This is a genomic window from Aliivibrio finisterrensis, assembly GCF_008933155.1.
Lineage (GTDB): Bacteria > Pseudomonadota > Gammaproteobacteria > Enterobacterales > Vibrionaceae > Aliivibrio > Aliivibrio finisterrensis.
Map to the genome: position 1 here is coordinate 31,659 of NZ_WBVP01000021.1, position 24,720 is coordinate 56,378.

A 24,720-nucleotide genomic window follows, 5' to 3' on the forward strand; every position below is an offset into this window, starting at 1 on the left:
TTGTGCGATATTTAACTAAGAGAGCGCCTGAGAAGTTATTACCAATAGATATTGATATAATGTATTGGTTTCGAAATAATCGTATGTTCTATCTATCTAAGATGTGGAAAAATAAAATATATTATAAGTACAATGTTGACATAAGTGTACAATCTCAAATTTCTTCAATGGTGAGGTTTACACACCCTGTAGGAATTGTTATTGGAGATAAGGCTATAATTAAAGATAATGTAATTATCTTGCAAGGGGTAACTATAGGCGGTTCTTTTAATAATGGATGTGAGCAAATAATTGAAGAAAATGTAATTTTATGTGCAGGAGCTAAAATTCTAGGAAAAGTCACTATAGGTAAGGGAGCTATTATTGGAGCTAATGCTGTAATTACAAAAGATGTTCCTGAGAATATGGTAGCAACTGGATATAATCTATTATTGTCTAAAGCAGCAAAGGAATACGAATAGACTTGAGCTTTGGGTTGAGAGATGGATGTTAAGTAGTTAATAATAAGTTTTCGAGAGTCCGATTTTCGCCTTTACCATATGATAATATGGTATTAAAATGAGTATTTTACGCCAGTGTCTATATCATAATGAAAGCAGTTAATCCTTTAACAGACCATGAAAAATAACCCTAAAAGAAGCGATTGCTAATCATCCAAAAAATAGAGTAAGAATACGAGCATATGCGATTATTCTCAGTGATAAAGGCTACTCTATTTTAGCGTTAACTGATATTTTAGACGCTAAATTTGAGACCATATCGTCATGGAACGACCATTGGGAAGCCTGTGGAATGATCGGATTGTATGATGCTGTTCGTATAGGTAGAAAACCTATTTACACAGAAGCAGAAGTATATCGTTTGAAGTCATTGGTTGATGAAGAACCACATCAACTTAAACGAGCACAAGCAATACTTGAAGACGAAACAGGTAAAAATCCAGCTTAGACACTATTAAACGAAATATAAAAAAAGTGATTACAGTTACAAAAGAGCCCGACACTCATTAAAGTTAAAGCGTGACGATGTGAAATTCAATAATTTCAGTAATATATTGAATTCATTGATTGAAATGGAACGTACGGATAAATGTGAACTCTTTTATTTTGATGAGTCAGGCTTTAGTCAGAAATCTAATATTCCTTATTGTTGGGGACCTATCGGTGTTCAGTCGCTAAGGCCTGCTCATTCACACAGCAAACGGCTCAATGTTCTTGGCTTCTTAAGTAGACAAGGTAAATTGAGTTTTCAAACAACGGTAGGAAGAGTAACTACCGATATAGTAATTGATGTATTTGAGCACTTTATCAACGCACGAAAAAACGATAAACCATGCTTTATTATCTTAGATAATGCCTCTTTTCATAGGTCAGTAAAATTTAAATAAAAAAAACAGGAGTGGTTGATGAGTGATGTGCTCGTTTGCTATTTACCACCGTACTCTCCAGAGCTCAATATCATTGAGATATTGTGGAAGAAAGTAAAATATGAATGGTTACCATGTGAAGCGTTCAAAACGTTTGAAGACCTCAGTGTTAACATCAAAAACATATTAAATTATTACGGCGAAAAATTCACAATAACTTTTGCGTGACTACTTAATTAGAGATCCTAGAGTTGATAATGTGATTGTTCAATACCCTACTAGATTTTTAAAATAATTTAAACTAAATCACCTCTCAAGATCTGATTGGTGATTTAAATCATTTAGTTTAGAGTTATAATGTCAACTATTAAATTATTTTAATAATTTATAGTACTCTTTTACTACTGTTTCTATTCGAAATTTATCATCTAGTTTACACTTAAACTTTTCGGTTTCCCTAGATAACTCACTAATCTTTTTAGCTAAGCTATTAGGATTAAGCCTAGATAGTGATGATTTTGGTAAAATTTCACGAGGCCCGCTATTACAATCGGTAGAAATAACGGGAACACCAACAGATAGGGCCTCAAGTATAACGGTTGGTAAGCCTTCGTAATCTGATGAGAGAATTAGACCTTGAGAAGCAGTGAGCGTTGGGTAGGGGTTTTGTTGATGACCTGCAAAAATAACTTTATCGGAAAGGCCTAATTCATTAACCAACTTTCGGGCTTGTTGTTCTTTAGGTCCCTTACCTAGAAGTATTAAATGTTCATCTACATTAGCTAATTTATACGCTTTGATCAGCCTATCGTGGCGTTTTGCGTCATTGAACTTACCTATGTGAACAAAGTACTTCATATTTTCAAATTGAGATATGGTTGATTGGCTTAGAATTCTTATTTCTTCAACATTTACTGGGTTATATATAACATGATTTATGCCAGGTAATGTGAAGTTGTTATTTAAATCTTCAGCTGCACCTTCTGATACGCAAATACGATCATGCTTTGAGTAGATACTTTCTATTTTTTTCTTTGCTAGAAAACGTTTAAAACCGATTCTACTTTTTAAATGTTCGATTGATGTTGTGCTATGTATTACATGATAAACCTTAGGTAATGTGAAATATTTAGTTAACTTATCAGCACTAGTTAAGTTAGATAGTATAATGTCAGGAATTCCAATTTCTGCAATGATATAATTTTCGATAAATTTAGCTTGTAACTTCCTCTTAATAAATGATCTAAACCCCTTTATTTTAGGTGGTGAGACTATATGTAAATTAATGTCTTCTGGTAGATTATATTCAATACATTCTTCAAAACAGATAATATGACACTCAACGCCTTTTAGTTTACTTAAACCATTATATATACTTAATACAAATCTCTCTGCTCCATTCCCTTGTAAGTTAGGAATGATAAAAATCGCTTTATTATTTTTCATAATGATCACTATATGGAATTATATCAAAAGGTAATTTTGAAACAGGAGAGCAGTTGTAAAGTTCTACATTGTTTTGATGATATTGAGCACTTGCTGATTTCATAAAAGGTAAGATTTTATATTCAAAATCTTTTTGTAACCCACTTTTTTGCATATTATGATAATGCTCATAAAACCGAGGGAGGTGAGCATTCGATATATCTAATCCTAATAAGTAAACGATCGAAGGGTTACTGTTTAAAAATACTTGAATAGCAATAGACATCACGGTCCCACCATCAATGACATGATCATTTATAGAGTTTGAAAATTGGCGGCTGTTTGTAAGTGGGTCTACATAGAAAAGGTAAATATCATTATCTAAAAGAATATTTATATCACGTTCTGCTATTGCACATATTGCACCTAACCCTAAAATATATTTAATACGGTAATTATTTTTTTTTAGTAAATCAAAACGATTATAAATAAAATTAGAATCCATTATTACATGAGCGTAAATAGGTAGTTTATTTTCATAAGCTAAGCTAACGGCACCATTTAAGAAAACATTCTTGCCTGATTTTAGTTTTTTTAAATCAAGATCGTTAACACTAGGGCCTGAACCAATAATATTAACTATTTTATTATTTGTGTTAATTGACGATAATTTTCGAATATTTAACTTTATATTTTTAAAGAACCAGTTATCATCCTGTTTTTTCAAATCAGGCCAGTAATCTGCTTTAAACCATTCACTTCTAGGAGTTGTTAACTTAATATACCTTTTTATTGCTTTACGGCGTAATCTTAGCATTAAAAAATCATTCATTTATATTTCCTTTCACTTCTAACAAAGTTATTGATATAGCTCCAATGTTTGAATTGATTACTTTTTCGATTTTTATTTTTTGTTCATTATTTATTGAACGAAAACTTTGAATAATTTGCTCTTCTAATTTATTTATTTCTGATATTATTTTAATTAACTGTTCGGTTTGAAGAAGTTCCACAATATCTTTAAAATTAAAATAACTCGGCCCTATAATAACAGGAACACCTAGCGCCGCAGGCTCTAAGACATTATGCCCACCCACTTTATCACCTAATAGACTTCCGCCAATAAAGCAGGCATCAGCAGCGCCCATCAGCACAAGCATTTCACCCATGGTATCACCAAGGTAAACCTGAGTTTGAGCGGTAACCGTTTTGTTAGAAGTGCGTCTTACACACTTAAATCCAGAGTTTTTACTTAATTCAAATACAGTATCAAAACGCTCAGGATGGCGAGGAACTAAAATTAACAGTGCGTTAGGGTGTGTTATTAACACCTCTTTATGTGCATCAAGAACTTGCTCATCTTCGCCTTTATGGGTACTGGCTGCAATCCAAATAGGGCGGTCATTGCCTAATAGCTGACGTAACTCTTGGCCTTGCTGTTTTATCTCATCAGAGATCTGAATATCAAACTTGATAGAGCCAGTGACGCATAATTTTTCTTTATTAATACCTAAACGCGCAAAGCGATCTGCATCGGCTTGAGTTTGGCACAGTACTTTTGTTAAGTGCTTACTTAGCTCGGTAAAAATAGGTTGAACTTTGGCGTAGCCTTGGCAAGATTTTTCAGATAAACGAGCATTGACTACATAAATAGGAATATTAGCTTTGCCAGCAGCATGTAAGATATTTGGCCACAATTCCGTTTCAATAATCAGTAATTTACTTGGGTTAACCGTTTTTAAAAAACCGTTCACAGCAAATGGGAAATCAATTGGCATATAGCGGTGTTCAACTAAATCACCCAGTTTAGCAATCTGCTCAGCACCCGTACTTGTTGTGGTTGTTACTAGGATTAGCTGTTCAGGGTTCTGCTGTTTTAATGCTTTGATTAATGGCGTAGCGGCAATGGCTTCCCCAACGGAAACGGCATGGATCCAAAGTGGCTGGTCACTTTTTTTTAATGCAGGTGTAAAGCCAAAATGCTCTTTCCAGCGGTCACCAAACTGAGGTTTATTTGGTTTTTTCTTGTATAAACCAAACAATAAAACAGGAGAGAGAAGTGTTAATAGTAAGGTATAAACTAAACGAATTAGCATGAAGAAACCTGAATGACAGATTCATTCGAGTGGCTTTTAGAACTAATTTTATCCAGCACTAGTTGTGGATCAAGATCGGTCAGACACTTCAAATGCTTAAATTCACACTCACGTTTAAAACAAGGACGACACTCAATATCCGTACTCACAATATCGACTTTTTCAGCCAATGGCGGCGTGTATTTCGGTGATGTTGAACCATATACACCTACAACATGACAACCAACAGCCGCCGCAATGTGCATTAAACCAGAATCATTACTCACCACTGTTGTACAAGCCGCTAATAAATCAACCGCTTCAATTAAACTGGTATCGCCTGCAAGATTAAATACGGATGTTTGGTTATCTAAATCAACCAAAGATTTAATCGTTTCAGTGGTTTCTTTATCTTTAGCAGAGCCAAATAACCATACTTGATGGCCTTGGTTAATCATTTCATTAGCAACAGCAGCGTAATGCTCAACAGGCCACTGTTTTGCCGGGCCAAATTCCGCACCAGGGCATAAACCAAGTACCGGTTTATCAGTAGATAAAGAAAACTTAGTCAGGGTGGTTTGTTGAACATCAGTATCAATCGTAAGCTGAGGCCGAGGCAAAGTATCTAGCCCACCTAATGAGCTTGAATCAATCATTTCTGATTTTGGATAAGCCAATGCCACATAGCGCTCGACCATGTACTGGAAAGATTTTTTGTTTGGGCGTAAATCGTTTAGCAGGCCATAGCGCATTTCGCCTTTCCAACCGATACGTTTTGGAATATCAGCAAACCAAGGGATCAAAGCAGATTTAGCTGAGTTAGGGCAGATATAAGCATGGGTATAATTATTGGCTTTAAGTTGCTTACCTAAACGGCGGCGACCCAGTAGGTCAATATCACCGTGGCCAAGCGGCATTTCAATAGCTTGGTTGACCTCTGGCATACGATCCAAAATAGGCTTACACCACGCCGGAGCCATCACATCAATAATAGCATCAGGATGTAGTTGTTTAAGCGTGATATACAGTGATTGAGACATCACCATATCGCCAACCCATGATGGGCCAATAATTAAAATTTTCATGTAATACCAATAATATCCATCAGCGAAGATCTTGCTAGAGACTAGAGACTAGAGACTAGAGACTATAAGTTCAAGAGCCATTGTTGCGCTCTTGAACTTGATTTACGCTCTTCCTGAAACCTGAAACCTAGCTCTTATAGAAGCAAAGCGGTCTAGTCTCTAGTTAGCGAAGCGTATAGCTTTTACTTCTCAGAGCTTTTACTTATTCACAATCGCCATATACTCAGCAACACCATCAGCAACTGACTTAAACTCAACATCACAGCCAGCAGCACGCAGTTTAGTTAAATCGGCTTGGGTAAATTCTTGGTAAGCGCCTTTTAGATGCTCAGGGAACGGAATGCTTTGAACTTCACCTTTACCGTGGTGCTTAATTACCGCATCAGCAACCGCGCGGAAAGGTTCAGCGCGGCCAGTACCACAGTTATAAATACCCGATACGCCATTTTCTAAGAACCAAAGATTAACTGCAGCCACATCACCCACATAAACGAAATCACGCTTAAACTCATCGCTGCGTTCAAACAGTTTAGGATCTTCACCGGCATTCATTTGGTTGTTTAAGTGGAAAGCAACCGAAGCCATTGAGCCTTTATGTTGCTCACGAGGACCATAGACATTGAAATAACGGAAACCGGTAATTTGAGAAACCGTTTCACCGTGCGCTTCAGCATCGGCCCACAGGCGACGAACGTAGTTATCAAACTGCTGTTTAGAGTAACCGTATACATTTAGTGCGCCTTCATACTCACGCTCTTCAACAAATGTATCAGTATCGCCATAAGTCGCAGCAGATGATGCATATAAGAATGGAATTTCACGCTCGATACAAAAATGAAGCACTTCTTTAGAGTACTCATAGTTGTTCATCATGATGTATTTGCCATCCCACTCAGTAGTAGCAGAGCACGCACCTTCGTGGAAAATAGCATCAATTGTACCAAAGTCATCACCCGCCATGATTTGCGTAATGAAATCTTCTTTATCCATGTAATCGGTGATATCAAGATCAACTAAATTCTTGAATTTTTTGCCATCTTTTAGGTTATCAACCACTAAAATGTCGTTAATGCCGTTGTCGTTTAACGCCTTAACAATGTTGCTGCCAATCATGCCAGCGCCGCCAGTTACAATGATCATTTTGATACCACGATTTATTAAGATAATTGGTGAGATTGTAGCAAAGAAAGGAGCAAAAGGCAGCGGTAATTTTGCGACAAGGTATTAGTGAGTGGTCACCACTAGAGACTATACGCTTCGCTAACTAGAAACTATAAGATCATATTGTTGTAAGTGATTCATGAGATATGAACCGAAAAACAAGTTGTAAGTACAATGAATGAAGCAGATTGATTAAGTATCGAATGCTTGATAACTTGAAATTGAGCTATAAAAGTTAAGGGTAGAATATACGAGTTAGTGATGTATTTGATTAATCAGTATTACTGGCTTTTATAGTTTCTAGTCACGCAGTGAATATAGTTAGCAAAGCGTATAGTTTATTTAAAATGGAGTTATCATGCCTACACCCCCAAAAAACTCAACCAAAACCCCCAACTTCGAAACCACCCTCCAACACCACGGCGGAAAACTCGGCGTCACCGGCTCTTGCCACGAACTCCGCATTAATAACAAAGATAATAAACACGGTATATTAATCGACTGCGGATTATTTCAAGGCAAAGACGCCAAAGACAAGCATGGCAATGACAAAAAACTCGATATCGAATTTCCCATCTCCCACCTCAACGCGCTCATTCTTACCCATACCCACATAGATCACATTGGTCGTTTACCGTGGTTATTAGCAAAAGGCTTCAAGCAACCCATATACTGCACACCAGCTACCGCCGAGCTAGTCCCATTAATGCTCGATGATGGCTTAAAACTGCAGCTCGGCCTAAACAAAGGCCAAAGAGAAAGAGTATTAGAATTAATAAGAAAACAAATAAAACCCATCCCATACAACCAATGGCACCGAATCGCGCTTTCTTCCCGCTCTTGCTCTAAATCTTCTCGCTCTGTCCTGAAAGCGAAGCGTTCTGAACCCCTAAACCTGCTCTTAAGGTTCCAACCCGCAGGCCATATCCTCGGCTCTGCCTATGTCGAAATTAAGCTCCCCAACAATGAAATCGTCGTATTCTCAGGTGATCTCGGCCCATCAAATACGCCACTATTACCCGATCCTATTTCACCAAAACGTGCCGACTTATTAGTAATAGAAAGCACCTACGGTAACAAACTCCACGACAACGTAGAAACCAGAGCAAAACGCTTACAAGAAATAATCGAGCGTTCATTAAAAGATGGTGGCGCAATCATCATCCCCGCATTCTCGGTTGGCAGAACCCAAGAGCTATTGTTTGATATAGAGCACTTAATCCATCACAACAACATTGATTCAAAAATTCCAATCATATTAGATTCCCCGTTAGCCAACAAAGTCACCAAACAATACCGCCGCTTCAAAAAGCTGTGGAGTAAAGAAGCGAAGACCAAAATAAACAACCAACGTCATCCTCTTAATTTTGAACAATGCATCACTATCGAAAGCCACAAAGAACACATGCAAATCGTCAATCGTCTAAAAAGTACCGCCGAGCCCTGCATCATTGTCGCTGCCAGTGGCATGTGCGCCGGAGGCCGAGTCATGAACTATTTAGAAGCCTTACTGCCAGACAAACGCACCGATATCATCCTCGCAGGCTACCAAGCCCATGGCACTTTAGGTCGAGATCTGCAAAACCAAAAATCAAGAGTGTGGATAGATAATCAACCAATAGAGGTTAATGCTCAAATTCATACCATGTCAGGTTATTCAGCCCACGCCGATCAAGCAGATTTGATTAAGTTTGTGGATGGGATTGAGGAGGGGAGGAAAGAGGTTGTTGTGGTGCATGGGGAGGATAACGTACGCGAGGAGTTTGAGAGGGTTTTGGAGACTAGAAACTATACGCTGCGCTAGCTAGAGACTATAAGTGCGGGAGTGTTTATAGCTGATAGTTTATCTATGTATTTTACATAACTAGAGATGTCTAGAGGGGCTAGAAACTATACGCTGCGCTGACTAGAGACTATAAGAGAAGGTATGCATATAGATGAGGTTTATTTACTTACATAATATGAAAGGAGTAATAGTGTGTTATTTGAAAAGTTGAAGATATGGCAGCGTTCTGCTCGATTGGCCTGTGATGTAATTGAGTTATTTGAAGGGAATAGAAATTTTGCCCTAAAAGATCAGATTTTACGTTCATCACTATCTGTGCCTTCAAACATATCTGAAGGTGAAGAAAGAGAAACGATTAAGGAGAAGATTCGATTTTACTATTATGCTAAAGGCTCATGTGGAGAGTTACTTACGCAACTATTGATAGCAATTGAAACCTCTAGTGTGCCAAAAGAACCAGCACTCCTTTTAGTTAAAGAAACGCGAGAAATAGCAAAAGTTATCGGAATAATCATTCAAAAAGATAAGAGAAAAAAGTGAAGCGTGGGCTTTTGATCTTATAGTCTCTAGTTAGCGAAGCGTATCGTTTCTAGTTTCATCTACCTTTTTCAGTTACAATTTTAAAATATTTGAATTTAATTGGCGCGGAAAGAACATGAAAACAAAAGATAGGATCATTCACGGTGCCTTAACCCTCTTCAACCAAAATGGTGAACGCAATATCACCACCAATCACATCGCTGCACACCTTGAGATCAGCCCAGGCAATCTTTATTACCACTTTCGTAATAAAGAAGAGATCATTAATGGTATTTTCGATAATTACGCCCAAGAGTTGAAGGTGCGTTTTAAGCCGATGGCAAAAGAAGAACAATCGACTATGCCTAGTGTGCAAATCATGCTGAGCTACTTAGATTCGATTTTTGAATTGATGTGGAACTACCGCTTCTTTTACGCCAATTTACCCGATATTTTAAGCCGAGATGAGGCCTTAAAATTAAAATACGTAAAAGCACAGGCAGCGTTAAATGATAACTTAATTGCCATCATGAATGGCTTTCGTGATTCAGGTTTAATAGCCCTTAAAGATGATGAACTAAAATCCCTGACTAAAACGCTGCATATCGTTGCTTCTTGTTGGATCAATTACCAAACGGCACTGCTTTCTGATAAAGAAATTACTGAGAACAGTATTTATCAAGGCATGCTACAAATGCTAAATGTCGTAAGACCAATAGCGACAGAGCAGGGGCGAGTGCAGATATTGGAATTGGAAGCGCATTATCAGAGCAGAGTTTCTGCAAGTAATTAAAGAACACTAGAAACTATACGCTGCGCTAACTAGAGACGATAAGATCAAAAGTGAAAAAGCAGGTTTCAGGTTGCAGGTTTCAGGTTTCAGGAAGATCAAAGGCTGTTCTCCTTTAGAGTTAGCTTCTTCTCTTGCCCTTATAGAAGCGAAGCGTTCTAGTCTCTAGTCTCTAGTCTCTAGTCTCTAGTTAGCGTAGCGTATATCCACACCACAACTCATAACAGAATGACTTAAATGAAACGCATAATACTTAGCACACTCTTACTCACCTCAAGCCCAGCATTCGCAGAAGTTGAGCCTTTATTTGAAACGCCAAAAGACATGGAACCAACTTGGGTTGATAACCTATTAGATGTCTTTGGTGCCGATGGAGGTTTTGATGACAGTAAAGCCATCGATATGAGCTACCTTCCTACCGCCTATTACACGCCAGAGAAAAAATTTGGTGTCGGTTTGCTGATGGTTGGTTTATATAAAACAGAAAATGCAGCCGTTGAAGAGCAGCCTTCCTCATTAGTGGTTAACTCTTTTGTTTCAATGAACAAATCTTATGGCGTCTCAATCGAGAACATGAGCTTTTTTAATCAAGGAAAACAGAGGCTATTACTTGAATTAGAGCTGCATAATGAAGCCGCAGTGTATTATGGCAAAGGAATAGCACAAGGAAATCAAGACAGTAACCATCATGAGTTTGACGAGCAAGTATACAGTTTTAAACCTCGTTGGATGACAGAGGTTGCTAATAACTATTTTATTGGTATTGGTGCAGACTTAACGTACGCCAAAGCCGAAAATTTAGAGCAGGTTGCCACTGGTCACTCTTATCAATCAAACCAACACTTACCAGATAACCTTAGCTCGGGGGTTATTGTCACTAGCGTATATGACTCTAGAGATTATCGCCTTAACGCCACCAAAGGCTGGTTACTTCAGCTTGATGCTGGCTTATACCATAATGATAAAACAGATTCTTTTTCAACGTATGACTTAGAAGTTGCCAATTATATCGATTTAAACGGTTTGCCAGGGTTAATCGCGTGGCAAATTCAAGGCCACTTCACTCAAGGTGATGTCCCTTGGAATGTCATGCCCGATCTTGGTGGTTCAAGTGCGATGAGAGGCTACATTAAAGGCAGATACCGAGACGATCAAATGATGATGGGGCAAGCAGAATACCGACTGCCAATTTTCCAACGTTATGGCATGGTTTTTTGGGGGGCGGTTGGCAGTGTCGCACCAAGCGTGAGTGAGTTAAGTGATGAGTTAATGACATCTTACGGCACGGGCTTCCGATTCCGAATTAAAGACAACATCAATTTGCGTGCGGATATTGGTGTCGGTCAAAATGAAACCAATTTCTACCTCAATGTAAACGAAGTATTTTAATGCGGTTACGTCTTATTTATCTCATTTTAGTGATGAGTATTGGGGGGCAATCTGCCGCCGCCAATGAATTATCGTCGTGCACAATTACCTCAAGTTACGATATTTATTTAAGTGGTATCCACACCGGAAAAATGAAGCGAGTAGAAGCGTGGCAAGGTAAAAAGGCGAGCATTGTTTCAAACAGTAAAGCCAGTATTCTAGGCATTGGTACCGCTTATTCACAAAGTGCTGAAGTATCTTGGTCAGACTTAGATCATGAATGGATAACCGACAAGTTTCATCAAAAAGTATCCGGGTTTCGTTCAAGAGATATGAAAGTCACCTTTACTGACGGTGGACATCAATCAGACGTAGATATTGACGGCAAAGAATCGACCTATATTTCTAAAGATATTCCATTAAGGGATGTAGATACGTTATCGATTCAAATTCGTCAAAATCTACTGCAAGGTAAACAAGCGTTTCGGTTAAATCGTCAAGCTTCTGATGGCATTGAGCCTTATCAATACCAAGTGCACCAAAAGCAAATTAAGACATTTGAAAAATGGGGAGAGCTAGAGGTTATCCCAGTAGAGCAAACAGGCGCAGAGGATGTCACTTTTTTGTTTGCGCCAGAGTTAGAGTATCAACTTGTTGAAGCACGTTATCATGGGTTTATTCTTCGAGGTCTTTTGACGCTTGCAGATTATAAGTCGACGTGTAAAAACTAGGAACTAGAAACGAGAGACTAGACCGCTTCGCTTCTATAAGAGCTTAAGATAAGAGCGGGATTAAGGCAGACGCAGGGTGCGCTTGCTTTAGCTCTTGTTCTCCCCCTTTATCAGCTACTGCTATGAGATCGATACAGTCAATACAAGGGGGAGTTAGAGGGGGTTGTTAATTAGGAACTAGAAACGAGAGACTAGACCGCTTCGCTCCTATAAGATCTTAAAGTAAGAGCAGGAGTACTCGTTTTTATACGAAAGAATGTCAAAATTACGTCAGTATTACTGGCACGAATTGTGCATTATTTGAGCAGGATAATTTTGCTAACAACGGATACGATTTACGATGAATAAGATGCTCCCAATCGGGCTTTTCAGTACTTTACTTTTAACAGCATGCGGCGGCGGAAGCAGCGGTGGCGGTGGTGGCACTCCAGCACCAACTAAATATACTTGGCAGTTTTTACAGATGGTAGATACGTTACCTAGTGGTTGTAATTCATCATTGGCGACAGTATTTAGTACAACAGAAGTGAATGGAGTGATTAAAAACACTTACGCAGTAGAGGCTACAGATGTAAAAATTACCATTTCAGATATTAATGGTAATCATCAGGTATATTTAGACCAGAGTGATATATCACCTTCAGGGCAATTAGTTCTATCAGAAGATCAAATCCCTGATGGTGGTTATGTATCAGTTGTTGAAACTGATAATTTAACAGGATCAGTCGCATATGTACTAAGCGTACAAAAAGAGATGCTGACCGATGCGTTTATTAAGGTTAATACTAACCAAGGTGCTAATTCAAACTGTTATACAAAAAATGCACTAAAAATTGACAGTAATAAAAAGAAAGTAACGATAGAATATACACCAAACGATGGTATTTCAGCAGTAAGCGCTGAAGATTATTTTGATGGGAAAAGCACGCCTAACTCAGCACCAACAATTAATAATCTAACGGTGATATCGCCTAGTGAACCTGTTCTATTATCTGGTTATACGAATGACCAAAATGGAGCATTAGACAATATTACTCATTATAAATACGTTGAAAGTAAGACATTGGCGACTGATACACCTGCAAGCGTATCGAATAATCAAACATTATTGACAATAGATGGTTTATCAAGAATTGATGTTTATCCTTCATCTAATGCAATCACGACTACATTTGATAAGTTGACGGTTAAGTCATTATTCAATGAACATTCATTTGATTGGTTTTCTTGGAATAATGAGAACCAGAATAATACTTATGAAGTATCAACCCCATTTGGTAGCGAATATTCGTACTCTGCTCAATATCATACTATGATTAATGGTTGGGATACTTTAAGTAATAACATTGTCACTAATGGATTAAGCGATGTTGATTTACATAATGTAAGTTTAAGTTCAGACCCATTGATTTTGACTTGTATCAGTGGAGTATGTGAATTTGATTTCACTGATGTTACTAGTGAGACAATTCAAGGAGCATTAGTAGATTATACTTTGCAAGAGGGGGTCTTTACAATGAATCATTCTGTTTATGCTAAAGGGCCTATCGTAACGATTCCACAAGTAATTACATCTCGATACCCAGATCATACAACTCCAGTAAACACATCTTTTATCTCTTCAGATCAAGATAATAAAGAGATAACTGATATCTTCACTGTATTTGGAAAAACCAAAAACTTTAGCTCAACAGCGGGTAGAGTTGAAATGTTATTACCACCAGCTTTAGGCTTGGCTCATGAAGAGCTATTGATAAAAAATAATTACAATATATTCACTAAGTAATATATTGCAAAAAGAGCGCAGTATTCACTGCGCTCTTTTATAATACATTAAGCCAACCGCGTCCGCTCTTAAACCTGAAACCTCAACCCTGCTCTTACCTTAAGATCTTATAGAAGCGAAGCGTTCTAGTCAGCGCAGCGTATAGTCCTAAAGCCCTTTCTTCGTATACCACGGCTGTCTTGCATCTGTTAAGCCAAACAACGTATTTTCCTTCGACAGCATCTGACCGCCATCGCGAGTCAAAGGTTGCCAATCAAAGTACGCTCTATTTTTACTTGGTTTAACCGTCATGATGTCGTAAGGAATAGAGAGGTAAAACCCTTTGGTATAACTGCCTTCACCAAATTCCTCTGCAGATAAATCAGTCATACTTGCATAAGCGCCAACAATAACACCTGAATCAAACTGTTTAGAAAAATCTAAACGATAGCCTTTATCGCCTGCCAAAAACTCACCATAACTTACCTTTAATAGCGTACTCTTTAAAAATGACCATTGAGGCATATAATATCCGGTTAAGTGGCCAGTTGTTCCTTGAGAGCGAACATTGTAATAACGTCCATCGGCTTCGCTGTATTGACGGTCATCTTGATAGAAATTAAACCAATCATCAGGAGAGCGTTGTTGAATGTACGTATAATCAAGGCCAACAGCCCAGCGGCTATTTATCGGGCGGTATAATATCTCAGTACCAACGCCCCCAAACATACTCTCTAAATAACCACCATAAGTCTGCCCATATAGACCTTCGGCATATTCATCAAACCAAGTAAGTTGTAAGCGCTCCATTCTTAAAGGGCTTTCAGTGGCATAAGCTCTAAACATGGTACGAACACGAGGAACCTCGGTAGCATCTGGTGGAGCGATATAATTAAATTTATCATAGTTATCAATAAGGTTTAAATATAATGACCCAGAAGCTTGCAGGTTATCAGTAAGCCAATAAGAGGATCCTGCTTTGATGCCTATTTCATAAAGATAAAAACCTTCAGCGCCACCAATGGATTGACGTAAAGAAGGAGAAATACTCACGTCCCAACGCTCAAATGAGTCATGCTTTAAATTATCATCATTGATTGAATCAAGATCAGAGATATCTTGAGTGACTGTTGCATCAGTAATTTTAGCACCCACATAATTAAACTGCGCTGCGTCTTTATAACGTTCAGCATCAATCACTGTCTCAGTGGTGAGTAAAGAATTGTTTTCTTCAATAATACGATAAGTTTGAATATGTTCAGGAGTATTACTTGCTAAAATTGCTGCCGCTTCTTGATGAGCAATGTCTTTATTACGGTATTTTTCTTGCCCAGCAACGATCGTTATTTCATTGTCTTTCACATAAAATTTACTGTTAGAATAACCGGCATTATTATCTAATTCTTGTTCGATATAATTCCAGTTTATTTCATCCACATGATTAACTGATGGTGCTTGATATACGGTTTCAGGGGTATCGCGCCAATTAGCTTTCATTGTGTTAAAGTTGGTGGTTAACGTAAAGCCAAAGGTGAGAGTATCCCCTCGTTCATAACTTAAACGCATATCTCCCCAATCACCTAAACCATATAAAACACCAAAGTTCCATGGGGTGTGCTGAGTCATATCATGGTTATTTTGAGGATCTTGTACTGGTTTATCTTGGCTATAATCGTTCGCGTCATATTCTATTTTTAAGCGTAGTGGTTGGTAAGGCGTTTGATATTCTAAACCACCATAAATCGCCGCGGGGCCTTTAAACCAACGCTCAAAATCGACACTGCCGCCATTGCCTTTATAGCCAGACTCACGCGAGCAAAATTTATCTGATGCTTTACAAAATGGATTAGTAATATTGCCACTTTGTCCAAGGTAGCCCCAGCCCATACCAAGCGTGACATCAAGATTGCCAAAACGCTTGGTTGCCGCAACAAACTCACCATCAAATAAACCAGTACCGCCAAAATCACGCACACCGATAGAGGTTTCAGGTAGCCAGTCACTCTCCTCTAATAGACGAACCTTGAAATCGATGCCTTTATCAGTATAAACGGTATCGCCACTGAAATTTTCATCAGGGTTATAAAGAGAGTCTTGAACTAAAGTATAGCGAATAGTCGTTTCAAGCCACGGCATCAATTGCAATGAGAGGTTATAAAAGTGATATTCATTATTGAAGCTAGTATTAAAACTAAATGTTCCCTCTTCAGCATTACGCCCTGAAGGCATTTGCATTAAACCAACGCCACCAAAATCAGTTTGAGAAGGGGTAAAGGTTATTGGTTCAATATATTCACTACTTTCTTCAGCCAAGGCAAAAGTCGAAAAAGTAGCAGTAATCGCACTTGCAATTAAAGATAAGGCAAATTTAGGATACGGCATGATTAATTTACCTTATTACGTAAAAGTTGAATGATATCTTGGTGAATTGATGACAATGAATCTGGTAACTCATTAAATCCAATAAAAATCGTGGCTCCGGGCGCAATTGAAACCGTATTTTTCTGCCATTGATTATTACTCGCTATTTGTACGACACCATCAGGTTGAATCACATAAACCTGAGACGTATTGGCTTGAGAACTGACCTCAACGTTATGGAGATAATCTTTTATACTTCCATTCTCTATATATGGCAGAGTTTGTGGTTTAGGAGATAACGTTAATCCGAGAACGGTGATGGTTGTTGGTCGCTCTGGCACAAATAGTGAGAACTGCCCGCTCAGTAGGGGGTTATGTTCTTTTTTTATTCTAATTTCATCGATATCCAATGGAATAAAGAGACGAGGAACAAAAGAGAGCTGAGCCAATTGATTAATGAGTAAGGTTGAGTTGAGTTTGTAAGGTGCCTCAGCCCATGAAAGCAAGGGAGAGTAGTCACCGAGTTTAGTTAGCTGTTGTGACAGTTTCTCTTGCTGTTGAATAACCGTATTTTTTTTCTCATCATCACTAAGAATGAGACCTAAAGGGTAAGCATAGAGATTACTATAATTAAGTGATTCTAACAGTACAGAGTCTAATCGAGTGGCTTGAGGAAAAGATAAAATTACGCTGTTTTTAACTAATGTAATAGAGAGTGCTGAGTCACTAGCATAAGAAAAGAAAGAGCAGAGTGATAAAAAGAGAAAACCAAAAATACGCATTGTCACTCCTAATTAAGAACGAAAAGGTTTAAGAAAAGTCATTTCAATTGTGGCCATGTTAGGACCAATAAATTGACGAGTTTTTACAACCTCACCAGTATTATCTAACCAGTATTGATTGGTAAACTGTAAGTTTAAGGTAGAAAAAGAAACGAACTCCTCGAGGTATGTTACTTCCTTTGTCCAAATCAGAGACGTTAAGGTACTTTTTTCACCAGGCAAAACATCGATACTTGCTTGATAATTATATCGATAATCTGGCATCCAATCATAAGTCGCTTGCCATTGTTGTGGTGCGGTAAGTTGTTGGCTCAATGGAGGCAATTCAGTAGAGTTTAATGCGATCAAATTATAATTAGGTAGGGCAAGTGTTTTTATAATACGGCCATTCTCAGTGACGATCATCGCATTATCAGAGGAGAGCCACTTAAGCTGAGTGGCACCCGTTATCGGGTTACTTTCCGCTAAAGCAAGTACCATAAATATGTTGTGACTGTCATTGATTTTAACAAAAGCGCTAGCATAAGGCAGCTCATTAATATGCTCGGCAGAAAGTTCAACATCACTCATACCAAATACAGCCTCATTAAACGTCGACTGTACATCTTGAATTTTTTGTGAGCAGCCAGTTAATAAAAAGCAGCCAAAGGTAAGTAAATATAGAATAATATTTTTCATGAATTCTACTTTCGGTAATTTATTAAAAATATAAAAAAAGCCATCAACACAGGGTTGATGGCTTTGTTTTCAGCTTATTGTGGCTTATTTAGTAACAGATGTAGACGTTGAAGTCGCCGTATCAGAACCTGAATCAGCAACAGCAACAACAGCAACAGCTGCAACAGCACCTACAGCGATAGCAGTAGTAGTAGCCGCGCCAGCAGCAGCAGTTGAAGCGCCAGCAGTACCAGCAGCAGAACCTGTAGTTGAAGTAGCAGTTGTTGCTTCAGCGGCTGCAAATGCAGAACCAGCAGTCATAGCTAGCATAAGAGCGATAGCAGTCTTTTTCATGGAAATTTCCTTTAAATAAAAGTCTTTTTATACAATTTTTAGTATAAAAAGTATTACATCGATGTATACGCAAATCCCGCGTACCCAAAAAGTATACCTGTTGGTATTTATATTCACAACAAAAAATACGCTTAAATAAATGCCATGTGTTATATGTATCATTTTTTATATTGCTGATATAATGTTCGCCTTTTAATGTTCGCCTTTTAAAAAACGACTTGGTAACAATTTATTTATGCACACAGTAATGTCTCATTGCGCCAATAAAAAAATAAGACTCACGCCAATCGCTACGGCCTTAGCGTGTTGCTTGTCGTCGCTATTGGTAACCCCTTCTGCCGTGGCATCACCTTGGTTAGAAGCGAACGATCCTTTTTTACGCTCCTCATTAGTCATACTGTCTGATTCTGGCGTAATATCGTCTCCCACCAATCAATACCCATTGCGCTGGTCATTGTTTGGCGATGACATTACCAACAATGAAGTATCACATGATGTGTCTGTGGCGTTAGCGCAAAGAGAAGTGCGCTACAGTATGAACTCCGCCAAGCTGAATCGCGGCCAAAGCTCAACTAAATTTGTCGCCAGTAATGAAGAGGCGCCGTCAACGGGCTTCGGCCAATTTAGTAAAGATAAGTGGGGCGCGTCTGCCAGCTATGAATACCTTGATACTAGCTATGCGTTTCGTGTGACGACTGGCTATTCAAGTTATCAAGGTGAAGAGGAGATCCGCTGGGACGACTCCTATCTATCACTTAATTTAGGCGCTTGGTTATTCTCTATCGGAACGTTAGACAGATGGTGGGGTCAAGGGTGGCAGCATAACCTAATTCTTGGGTCTTACGCCAAAGCCGCACCGGATATCAGTGTCAGCTATATTGGACAAAATAAGCTATTTGGTGTCTGGAACATTGAAACCTTGGTAGCAAAACCCGATGACGCAGAATTTAATTACCACAATGCGACACGCTTTGTATCTAAACCCTTTTCATTTTTTGAATATGGGTTAACGTATCAAGTCTGGTTTGATAATACTAACAGTAGCCGTTCAGACGACAACATTAAGCAAGCTGCCGTTGATGCTAAGTTAACCTTACCATCAATTAACGTCTCTAATTACGGTGATGAGAGCCAAACCAAGGTGTATCACAGCGTGTATGCCGAGCTTGCCTCAACCGAGGACACCACAGAGCTAGGAGCCTTGCTATTAGGCTGGAGTGGCAGTGTGAATATTGAAGGACAAACGGTACGCTTAGTGCTTGAATCTCAACAAAGCACCTCAGAGCATAAGGCATTATTTAACGCTAACTCGACTTATGATATGGATAATAGCTATTCTGTTGCACTGTATGTGCAGATGAGTAATGACCATAATGTAAGCCTGAGTTATCAGCAATCAGAATGGAACGATACCCAGAGTCGCCACCATAGCCAAAGTAATACGACCCAAGCCAATTACCGATTACCGGCCGCCTCAGGCATGGTGCATTTAGGGCTTGGTTACACACAAATGAACACCACCACTAGCGATGACCAAATCAATGCATCGTTAGGTTACGAATTTAGATTTTAACTCTTTATTTTTTAAACTCTTTATTTTTTAAAACTTTCTCTTTTAACTGATTTTAACAAGCGTATTGAATATCAATGATGAAAAAAACACTTACCGCTAGCTTATTTGCCATGATAAGCACCAGTGCAATAGCCTTTACACCAAGCGCTGATCAAATTGCTCAATTTCAAAAATTACCAAAATCCCAGCAAGAGCAACTCGCTCGCCAATATGGGGTGGATATCAGTGTATTAACCGGAGCTAGCTCATCCAAAGGCCGCTCAACGAACACGGTTCCTCAAGACCCAATCAGAGCGAATGCGCCAAAAGAAGTGTCGTATGACGAGCAAATGAAAAAGTTGGCAGAAGAAGAAGAAGGTAAATTACAACCTTTTGGTTATGAGATGTTTGCAGGGCAAGTCGATACCTTAACGCCTGTTGATAACCTGCCAGTACCTAATGATTATGTTATGGCACCGGGTGACGAAGTAGCCATTCAAATTTATGGTAAAAGCAGCGAAGAGTTAAACCTAGTTATTGATAGAAAAGGCCGTTTAAACTTCCCTGAGTTTGGTCCTATTGCCGTTTCAGGCCAAACTTTTGCAGATATGCAAACCCATTTAACCAACATCATCAAACAGAAAATGTTAGGGGTAGATGTACTGGTCTCAATGGGCGCAATGCGAACTATGCAAGTGTATGTGGTGGGTGAAGCCACACAACCGGGCGCTTATAACGTCAATGGCCTAACGACCGTGACCCAAGCATTGATTGCCAGTGGTGGCATTAAAGAATCTGGCAGCCTACGTCATGTCGAACTTAAGCGTAAAGGCAAAGTGGTTGAGCGCTTTGATGTGTATGACTTACTGCTAAAAGGCGATTCACGCAGTGATGTTCGATTGCTAAGTGGCGATACCCTGTATATCCCAACCAAAAACTCAAGCGTTGAGCTCGATGGTGCGGTAAAACGTCCTGCAATTTATGAATTAAAAGGCAAAACCACGCTTTCTCGTTTACTTTCTTTTGGTGGTGGCTTACAGCCAAATGCTTTCCTATCTAAAGTAAATATTACGCGCATGGGATCAAATGGCTACGAGCAATTCACCGTAGACATGAGCACATCAAAGGGTAAAAACTTCATCATTAAAGATGGTGATAAAGTGGTGGTATCTAAAGCGGCAGAGTCATTAAATAATGCCGTAGCACTGCGTGGTGAAGTAGCAAGACAAGGCGCCTACAACTTTAAAAAAGGCATGAAGGTGAGCGATATTGTCTCTTCTGTTCGTACCGATTTAAAACAAAGTGCCGATTTAAACTACGCGTTAATTGTACGTGAAATCAATAAACAGCGTGATATTGAAGTGCTGCAATTTAACCTAGGCGAAGCCATCGCAAACCCTAATTCAAAAGAAAACTTGAGCCTGCAAGAAAGTGACCAAATCTTTGTGTTCAATAGCGGGTTAGATCTAGAGTATTGGTTTGGATCTTACGCCGATGAAAGAGAGCAAAAGCGTAAAGAGGAAGAAAAGAAGCAAGCAGAATCGCAACTTGCTCAAGGCTCTACTAATACAAGCTTACCGATGGGCACTAACGTAAATGGTGAGCCGTTACAGCAACGTAATGTTGAGACAGTAGATGCATCGACAGGGGCATTAATCAAAACAGAATCAGCAACCAAGTTAAAAACGGATGACGGTGAGACGGTATCTAAAAGTGAGCAGTTAAGACAACAAAGCCGCGAAAAACTGTTAACACCAATTATTGCCCGTTTAAAATCACAAGCAACACTTGATAACCCAGCGCGATTAATTGAGATCAGCGGTGCCGTTAAATACCCAGGTATCTACCCGTTATCAAAAACAGGCACGATTAAACAAGTGATATCGGCCGCGGGTGGCTTAACAGAAGAAGCGTATCTAGACAGTGCCGAATGGACAGTTCGTGAGGTAAACGGCAGTGAGCTGATTACCGAGCAGAGAAAAATCTCATTAAGAGACGCGCTATCAGCTGACGGTGAAAAAAACTTTACGCTTACAGAGCAAGATCGCTTAATTGTGAAAACCAAACCAAATTGGCAAGAAGGCTACACCATTGAGCTGCAAGGTGAAGTTGTTTTCCCTGGCACGTACTCATTTATTCGTGGTGAAAGGTTGCAAGAGGTGATTGAACGTGCCGGTGGGCTAACAGAATATGCGTATGCGGATGGCTCAGTCTTTAGTCGCGAACGATTAAAACGCCTAGAAGCAGAGCGTTTAAAAATCTTAAACATGCAACTAAAGCAAGAGATTGGTAATTTAGCCCTGCGTCGCCAAAACTCAAGCGCGCAATATACCACACCACCTGCAGATGCGATGTTAATTGCGGATGATTTATCAAAAACCGAAGCCATGGGCCGCATGGTTATTTCTATCCCAAGAGCGATCGAAGGGGATAAAATTGCCAACTTAATGCTAGAAAAAGGCGATAAGCTGTACATTCCAGCAAGAAACCCGGTGATCAGCATTATGGGTGAAGTTCAGTTTGCCTCAAACCAATTGTTTGAACCAAACATGACAGTGGAAGAGTACATAGAAGCCGCGGGTGGTACCAAAAAACAAGCCGATACCGACCGTATTTATGTAGTACGTGCAGATGGCTCAGTGATGATCCCAAATAACTCATACTGGTTCAGCCGCAGCGACAAGCCACTAGCCCCTGGCGATACCATCATCGTACCGCTAGACACGGATTACCTAGATGGCCTAAGTACGTTAACCTCAGCAACGCAGATCTTGTATCAAATCGGCGTAGCGTGGAGTGCGGTTAAGGACTAGTTTTAAAAACTAGCAAAATGCGATGATCTTCAAGATATCGAGGTGTCATCGCTTCTTGGCTCCTTTTATAGTGTAACTAGAGACTAGAGACTAGAGACTAGAGACTATAAAAGCGAGTTAGGTATGCTATTTGAAAATTTGAATGTATGGAAACGTTCTTCTCGATTATGTTGTGACATTATGGAGGAGTTTGAAAGTAATAAAAATTACGCATTAAAAGATCAAATTTTTCGTTCTTCATTATCAATCCCTTCAAATATAGCAGAGGGAGAAGAGCGAGAAACGTTGAAGGAAAAAATTCGTTTTTATTACTATGCAAAAGGCTCTTGTGGTGAAGTGATTACTCAGCTTCTTATAGCAATAGAAACCAGTAATATACATAAGAAAGAAGGTTTTCGAATGCTTAGCGAAGCAAGAGAAATAGCGAAAGTTTTAGCTACCATCATTCAAAATGACAAAAATAAATTGAAAATCAAAGGCAAATGATACGATTAATCAGCTTTTGATCTTATAGAAGCGAAGCGGTCTAGCCTCTAGTTTCTAGTATTTTTCTAACTCTCACACATAAGGAAAACAAAGAGCATAAAGACTCGAAAAGCCAAATAAACCAAGCTTTTATAGTCTCTAGCCTCTAGTTTCTAGTTTCTAGCATGAATGAAAAACAACAAGTTCAACACCCTCAACATTTAGCGTTTCCACAGGCAATGCCCGACGACGACGAGATCGACTTGCGTGAGCTCTTTGGCGCACTGTGGAAAGGCAAATGGATAATCATAGCAACCACGTTTATTTTCGCCGTTGGCGGCGTGCTATTTGCTTTGTCACAACCTAATACTTATAAAGCGGAAGTTGTATTGGCACCTGCGGGTGAGAGCAGTGGCGGCGGTGGCCTTGCTGCAATGGCAGGGCAACTGGGTGGCTTAGCTTCATTAGCGGGTATTAATATTGGCGGCGGTGGCACTGATAGCAAAGCGATGTCATTAGCTACCCTACAATCTCGACAATTTATTAATGCCTTTATAACCAAGCATGATTTATTAGTGCCATTACTGGCAAGCACAGAGTGGAATGAAGGCTCTGGCGAATTAGTTATAGACCCAGAGTTATACAATACAGAAACCAAGCAATGGGTACGAGAAGTAAAGCCTGGTGAGTCACCAGTACCAACAGATTGGCAAGCACACAAAGCCTTTAAGACTGTGTTTAGCACTGCTGATTCGAAAGATTCAGGTTTAGTGACCTTATCAGTCACTCACTATTCACCAATTGTTGCTCAGCAATGGGTAGAGTGGTTAGTGGCGGATTTAAATCTATGGATGAAAGACAAATCCCTTACTGAAACCAAACGAAATATCGGTTATTTAGAGCAGCAATTACAAAAAACCGATATCTCAGACATGCGCTCAGTGTTTTATCAGCTAATTGAAGATCAAACCAAAAACCTAATGCTGGCAGAGGTTGAAGCGGAGTTTGCGTTTAAAACCATAGACCCAGCGGTTATCCCAGAAGAGAAAGCCGGACCAAAACGTGCCTTAATTTGTGTGTTAGCGACCTTGCTAGGTGGAATGTTAGGGGTTGCGGTTGTGCTGGTTAGATTTGCGTTTAGAAAGGAAGAATAAAGAAGGATTAAGGATTAAGGATTAAGGTAGGAGCTAGATCAAAGAATCTTTCCTTCTACCTGTTTTTACCTGCTTCCTCCTTCTTTTATGTCGAAAAATGAGATAAAATGCAGCGCAAAATAACGCTAGAGACTAGAGACTAGAGACTAGAGACTAGAGACTAGAGACTAGATCGCTTCGCTACTATAAGAGCCAGAGTCGTTTATTTGGTTCTTTATACTTTTGATTTTATTGTTTTTAGAGCGAAGCGTTTTAGTTAGCAAGGCATATAGTTTCTGCAAAACACACATCTATGAATTTCATGCGCCAGGGATGCGCGATCACCTGCGGGCGGTAGCGTGTCTGGATACCCCAAAAAATACTAATCATCATGAATGTGTGAACTTATACCTTTCTAAAGTAAAGGATAGAAAGAAATAGAAGCCTTCGGTGAGTGTAACTTGGAATGGTTACGTAACTTCAGAGAGTTTGAAAACGGTGTACCAAGTCATGACACCATCGCTAGAACAGA

At 39.2% G+C, this 24,720-nt stretch carries 21 protein-coding genes and 1 pseudogene; 13 read left to right on the forward strand and 9 right to left on the reverse strand.

Annotated features, from left to right (window positions below):
- The first annotated feature begins 2 nt into the window (after window positions 1-2).
- Together F8B77_RS15190 and F8B77_RS15195 are read left to right on the forward strand one after the other, a co-directional pair.
- Window positions 3-461 carry a serine O-acetyltransferase gene (locus F8B77_RS15190; RefSeq protein WP_167512835.1) on the forward strand — a complete coding sequence of 153 codons (459 nt, stop codon included), beginning with the start codon at window positions 3-5 and terminating at the stop codon, window positions 459-461.
- A 128-nt stretch (window positions 462-589) separates the two neighbouring features.
- A pseudogene (locus F8B77_RS15195) lies at window positions 590-1,594 on the forward strand (IS630 family transposase).
- A gap of 144 nt (window positions 1,595-1,738) precedes the next feature.
- Here F8B77_RS15195 and F8B77_RS15200 read toward each other — a convergent pair.
- The 5 genes from F8B77_RS15200 to rfaD form a co-directional block, all read right to left on the reverse strand.
- Window positions 1,739-2,812, reverse strand: a complete 1,074-nt coding sequence (locus F8B77_RS15200) for a glycosyltransferase (protein ID WP_151656308.1) — start codon at window positions 2,810-2,812, stop codon at window positions 1,739-1,741.
- The gene (locus F8B77_RS15205; RefSeq protein WP_151656310.1) at window positions 2,802-3,623 is read right to left on the reverse strand and encodes a hypothetical protein; all 822 of its coding nucleotides are present in this window, start codon (window positions 3,621-3,623) and stop codon (window positions 2,802-2,804) included. Before F8B77_RS15205 ends, F8B77_RS15200 begins: the two co-directional genes overlap by 11 nt.
- Window positions 3,616-4,887, reverse strand: coding sequence for a lipid IV(A) 3-deoxy-D-manno-octulosonic acid transferase (gene waaA, locus F8B77_RS15210; protein ID WP_151656312.1), 1,272 nt, complete (start codon window positions 4,885-4,887; stop codon window positions 3,616-3,618). Before waaA ends, F8B77_RS15205 begins: the two co-directional genes overlap by 8 nt.
- On the reverse strand, window positions 4,881-5,951 hold the full coding sequence (gene waaF, locus F8B77_RS15215) for a lipopolysaccharide heptosyltransferase II (protein WP_151656314.1): 1,071 nt from the start codon (window positions 5,949-5,951) through the stop codon (window positions 4,881-4,883). Before waaF ends, waaA begins: the two co-directional genes overlap by 7 nt.
- Before the next feature lie 198 nt (window positions 5,952-6,149).
- Window positions 6,150-7,091, reverse strand: a complete 942-nt coding sequence (gene rfaD / locus F8B77_RS15220) for an ADP-glyceromanno-heptose 6-epimerase (RefSeq protein WP_151656316.1) — start codon at window positions 7,089-7,091, stop codon at window positions 6,150-6,152.
- Window positions 7,092-7,470: 379 nt separating this feature from the next.
- Here rfaD and F8B77_RS15225 point away from each other — a divergent pair, with 379 nt between their 5' ends.
- The 6 genes from F8B77_RS15225 (at window position 7,471) to F8B77_RS15250 (ending at window position 14,092) form a co-directional block, all read left to right on the forward strand.
- Window positions 7,471-8,916 (forward strand): MBL fold metallo-hydrolase RNA specificity domain-containing protein, encoded by a 1,446-nt coding sequence (locus F8B77_RS15225; protein WP_151656318.1) that lies wholly within the window; start codon window positions 7,471-7,473, stop codon window positions 8,914-8,916.
- Between the two features lie 174 nt (window positions 8,917-9,090).
- Window positions 9,091-9,438 carry a four helix bundle protein gene (locus F8B77_RS15230; RefSeq protein ID WP_151656320.1) on the forward strand — a complete coding sequence of 116 codons (348 nt, stop codon included), beginning with the start codon at window positions 9,091-9,093 and terminating at the stop codon, window positions 9,436-9,438.
- Between the two features lie 115 nt (window positions 9,439-9,553).
- A complete protein-coding gene (locus tag F8B77_RS15235) occupies window positions 9,554-10,210 on the forward strand; it encodes a TetR/AcrR family transcriptional regulator (RefSeq protein ID WP_151656322.1) in 657 nt (218 codons plus the stop codon).
- A gap of 234 nt (window positions 10,211-10,444) precedes the next feature.
- Window positions 10,445-11,596: a BamA/TamA family outer membrane protein gene (locus tag F8B77_RS15240; protein WP_151656324.1), complete on the forward strand. Its 1,152-nt coding sequence runs from the start codon at window positions 10,445-10,447 to the stop codon at window positions 11,594-11,596.
- On the forward strand, window positions 11,596-12,306 hold the full coding sequence (locus tag F8B77_RS15245; protein ID WP_208846158.1) for a hypothetical protein: 711 nt from the start codon (window positions 11,596-11,598) through the stop codon (window positions 12,304-12,306). The genes F8B77_RS15240 and F8B77_RS15245 overlap by 1 nt, the downstream gene beginning before the upstream one ends.
- A gap of 340 nt (window positions 12,307-12,646) precedes the next feature.
- Complete coding sequence (locus F8B77_RS15250; RefSeq protein WP_151656326.1) at window positions 12,647-14,092, forward strand: hypothetical protein; 1,446 nt, start codon at window positions 12,647-12,649, stop codon at window positions 14,090-14,092.
- Window positions 14,093-14,239: 147 nt separating this feature from the next.
- Here the strand turns inward: F8B77_RS15250 and F8B77_RS15255 are convergent, their stop codons facing one another.
- The 4 genes from F8B77_RS15255 to F8B77_RS15270 form a co-directional block, all read right to left on the reverse strand.
- On the reverse strand, window positions 14,240-16,453 hold the full coding sequence (locus tag F8B77_RS15255) for a YjbH domain-containing protein (protein WP_151656328.1): 2,214 nt from the start codon (window positions 16,451-16,453) through the stop codon (window positions 14,240-14,242).
- Between the two features lie 2 nt (window positions 16,454-16,455).
- Entirely contained in the window at window positions 16,456-17,214 is a 759-nt protein-coding gene (locus tag F8B77_RS15260) for a capsule biosynthesis GfcC family protein (protein ID WP_151656330.1), read from the reverse strand.
- 12 nt (window positions 17,215-17,226) lie between these two features.
- Window positions 17,227-17,892, reverse strand: coding sequence for a YjbF family lipoprotein (locus F8B77_RS15265; RefSeq protein WP_151656332.1), 666 nt, complete (start codon window positions 17,890-17,892; stop codon window positions 17,227-17,229).
- Between the two features lie 84 nt (window positions 17,893-17,976).
- Complete coding sequence (locus F8B77_RS15270; RefSeq protein ID WP_151656334.1) at window positions 17,977-18,225, reverse strand: hypothetical protein; 249 nt, start codon at window positions 18,223-18,225, stop codon at window positions 17,977-17,979.
- Window positions 18,226-18,460: 235 nt separating this feature from the next.
- Between F8B77_RS15270 and F8B77_RS15275 the strand changes: the two genes are divergently transcribed.
- The 5 genes from F8B77_RS15275 to F8B77_RS18110 all read left to right on the forward strand — a co-directional run.
- A complete protein-coding gene (locus F8B77_RS15275) occupies window positions 18,461-19,798 on the forward strand; it encodes a capsule assembly Wzi family protein (RefSeq protein ID WP_151656336.1) in 1,338 nt (445 codons plus the stop codon).
- Window positions 19,799-19,872: 74 nt separating this feature from the next.
- A complete protein-coding gene (locus tag F8B77_RS15280) occupies window positions 19,873-22,590 on the forward strand; it encodes an SLBB domain-containing protein (protein WP_151656338.1) in 2,718 nt (905 codons plus the stop codon).
- 123 nt (window positions 22,591-22,713) lie between these two features.
- Window positions 22,714-23,076, forward strand: coding sequence for a four helix bundle protein (locus F8B77_RS15285; RefSeq protein WP_130045025.1), 363 nt, complete (start codon window positions 22,714-22,716; stop codon window positions 23,074-23,076).
- A gap of 164 nt (window positions 23,077-23,240) precedes the next feature.
- Complete coding sequence (locus tag F8B77_RS15290) at window positions 23,241-24,209, forward strand: Wzz/FepE/Etk N-terminal domain-containing protein (RefSeq protein WP_208846160.1); 969 nt, start codon at window positions 23,241-23,243, stop codon at window positions 24,207-24,209.
- 416 nt (window positions 24,210-24,625) lie between these two features.
- Window positions 24,626-24,720 (forward strand): transposase family protein (locus F8B77_RS18110; protein WP_151656348.1); only part of this gene is annotated, 95 nt, incomplete at its 3' end.